This window comes from Yoonia sp. (genome assembly GCF_036007805.1).
In the GTDB taxonomy this organism is placed as follows: domain Bacteria; phylum Pseudomonadota; class Alphaproteobacteria; order Rhodobacterales; family Rhodobacteraceae; genus Yoonia.
Genome location: NZ_DASYOK010000337.1, coordinates 1 through 2,945, shown reverse-complemented (window position 1 = coordinate 2,945; position 2,945 = coordinate 1). Strand labels below are relative to the sequence as shown.

Genomic DNA, 2,945 nt, shown 5'->3' with positions numbered 1-2,945 from the left:
CGGCAACGATTCGCCAATCGGTCCTGCAAACCAGTACTACAACCCCGATATGGAACAGCTTGCTTACGATCCTGACAAGTCCAAGTTCTACCTCAAGGAAGCCGGTCTCGACAGCATCGACCTTGATCTGTCGGCATCCAGTGCGGCGTTCGAAGGCGCTGTTGACGCAGCACTTCTTTACAAGAACTCTGCGGCTGAGGGCGGGATCAACATCAATGTGGTTCAGGAACCTGCCGATGGTTATTGGTCCAACGTCTGGTTGAAAAAGCCTTGGTGTGCCAGCTACTGGTCAGGCCGCGCGACAGAAGACTGGATGTTCTCGACCGCTTATGAGGCCGGTGCGCCTTGGAACGATAGCCAATGGAACGACCCGCGCTTTCAGGAATTGCTTTTGTCGGCCCGTGCCGAACTAGACAGCGACAAGCGCCGCGAGCAATATCACGAAATGCAGCAGATCCTGCGTGATGATGGCGGCGTGATCCTGCCAATGTTTGCCAACTATGTGCAGGCGTTGAACAACCGCATCGCGACACCGGAAACAGTGGGCAACCTCTGGCAAATGGACAACGCCCGCATGGCCGAGCGTTGGTCGCTGGCGTAAATCTTGCCTGATTGAACATAGAACGCCCCGCCGAAAGGCGGGGCGTTTTGCGCTTAACGGGCGGGCACGCGATGACAGGCCTTGCAGTTTGGCCGTTCCTTCCGTATATGATCACCAACAGCGGCGACTTGGCCTCCACCCCCAAGCCTCCACCGGAATTTTCCACGGGCCGCGCGCCCGTTTTTTTGTGCCGAATGATAAGTCGGAAAGAATGATGAACGATCTGATCGCCAAAGCGGCCATTGACCGCCGCATCGCTGAAATCATCACCCCTGTCGTTGAAGACATGGGGTTCGAGGTCGTGCGCGTGCGCCTGATGACCGGCAAGGAAAGCATCCTGCAGATCATGGTCCAGCGTCCTGACGGCCAGATCGAAGTGGATGAATGTGCCCAGATTTCCACTGCGATCAGTGCAGTGCTGGATGTCGAAGACCCGATTCTGGATGTTTACACGCTTGAGGTTTCCAGCCCCGGGATCGACCGCCCGCTGACACGGATGAAGGATTTCGATCAGTGGGAAGGCTTTGAAGCCAAAGTTGAAACCGATGAACTGATCGATGGCCGCCGCCGCTTCAAAGGGCAGCTGGCGGGCACCGAAGGTGATGAGATTCTGATCACGATTGCCGAGGGCACGATTGGTCTGAAATTCGAATGGCTGTCAGACGCCAAACTGGTCCTGACAGATGAGTTGATCCGCGATGTTTTGCGCGGTCGCAAAGACGCGGGTCAGATCGACGAGACCCAATTTGATGAAATCGAAACCATCATTGATGGCGAGGAGAACACTTAAGATGGCTTACACATCCGCCAACCAGTTGGAGCTTTTGCAGACCGCAGAGGCCGTGGCCCGCGAAAAGAACATCGAGCCCGGGCTTGTTGTTGAGGCGATGGAAGAATCGCTCGCCCGTGCGGCCAAGTCGCGTTACGGCGCAGAGATGGACATTCGCGTGTCCATCGACCGCAAAACCGGTAAGGCGACCTTCACTCGCGTGCGGACTGTGGTTGAGGATGATGAGCTTGAGAACTATCAGGCCGAATTCACCGTTGAGCAGGCCAAGGAATATATGGAAAACCCCGAAGTGGGCCAACAGTTCATCGAAGAAGTGCCACCGGTGGAGTTGGGCCGCATTGCTGCGCAATCTGCCAAGCAGGTGATCCTGCAGAAAGTCCGCGAAGCCGAGCGTGACAAGCAATATGAAGAGTTCAAAGATCGCGCCGGTACGATCATCAACGCGCTGGTCAAGCGTGAAGAGTACGGCAACGTGATCGTTGATGTAGGCTCTGGCGAAGCTGTGCTGCGCCGCAACGAAAAGATCGGCCGCGAAGCATACCGCCCCAACGACCGTATCCGCTGCTACATCAAAGAAGTGCGCCGCGAACAGCGTGGCCCGCAGATCTTCCTCAGCCGTACCGCGCCTGAATTCATGGCCGAGCTGTTCAAGATGGAAGTTCCCGAAATCTATGAAGGCATTATCGAGATCAAGGCGGTCGCCCGTGATCCGGGTTCGCGCGCGAAGATCGCGGTTATCTCTTATGACGGTTCGATTGATCCGGTCGGTGCCTGTGTTGGTATGCGCGGTTCCCGCGTGCAGGCTGTTGTAAACGAATTGCAGGGCGAAAAGATCGACATCATTCCTTGGAATGAAGATATGCCGACGTTCCTCGTGAACGCGTTGCAGCCTGCCGAGGTGTCCAAGGTTGTTCTGGACGAAGAAGCCGGCAAAATCGAAGTTGTTGTGCCCGAGGAACAATTGTCGCTGGCCATTGGCCGCCGCGGCCAGAACGTGCGCCTTGCGTCGCAACTGACCGGTCTGGATATCGACATCATGACCGAGGAAGAAGAGAGCAAGCGCCGTCAGGCCGAATTCGAGCTGCGCACGAAATTGTTCATGGATACCCTTGATCTGGACGAGTTCTTTGCCCAACTCTTGGTATCTGAAGGGTTCACGAACCTTGAAGAGGTCGCCTATGTCGAGCTTGACGAACTGCTGGTGATCGAAGGTGTTGACGACGATACTGCTGCCGAATTGCAGGCGCGTGCGCGCGACTATCTGGAAGCGGAAGCCAAAAAAGCCATGGAAGCGGCCCGTGCTTTGGGTGTCGAAGACAGCCTTGTCAATTTCGAAGGGCTGACACCTGCCATGCTTGAGGCGCTGGGCAAAGACGGTGTGAAAACACTCGAAGACTTTGCAACCTGTGCTGACTGGGAACTGGCCGGTGGCTGGACGACGGTCAACGGCGAACGCGTGAAAGACGAAGGTGTACTGGAACCGTTCGATGTATCGCTGGAAGAAGCGCAAGACATGGTGATGACCGCCCGCGTGATGCTGGGTTGGGTTGACCC

Annotated in this window: 3 protein-coding genes; all 3 read left to right on the top strand. The window is 56.2% G+C overall.

Going from position 1 to position 2,945, the window contains the following annotated elements; all coding sequences use genetic code 11:
* On the top strand, positions 1-601 hold a 601-nt coding region (locus tag VGP75_RS17925; protein WP_526025532.1), incomplete at its 5' end, for a periplasmic substrate-binding domain-containing protein.
* Between the two features lie 214 nt (positions 602-815).
* A complete protein-coding gene (gene rimP, locus VGP75_RS17920; protein ID WP_076660406.1) occupies positions 816-1,391 on the top strand; it encodes a ribosome maturation factor RimP in 576 nt (191 codons plus the stop codon).
* 1 nt (position 1,392) lies between these two features.
* The coding region (nusA, locus tag VGP75_RS17915) for a transcription termination factor NusA (RefSeq protein ID WP_327544952.1) at positions 1,393-2,945 on the top strand (1,553 nt) is incomplete at its 3' end.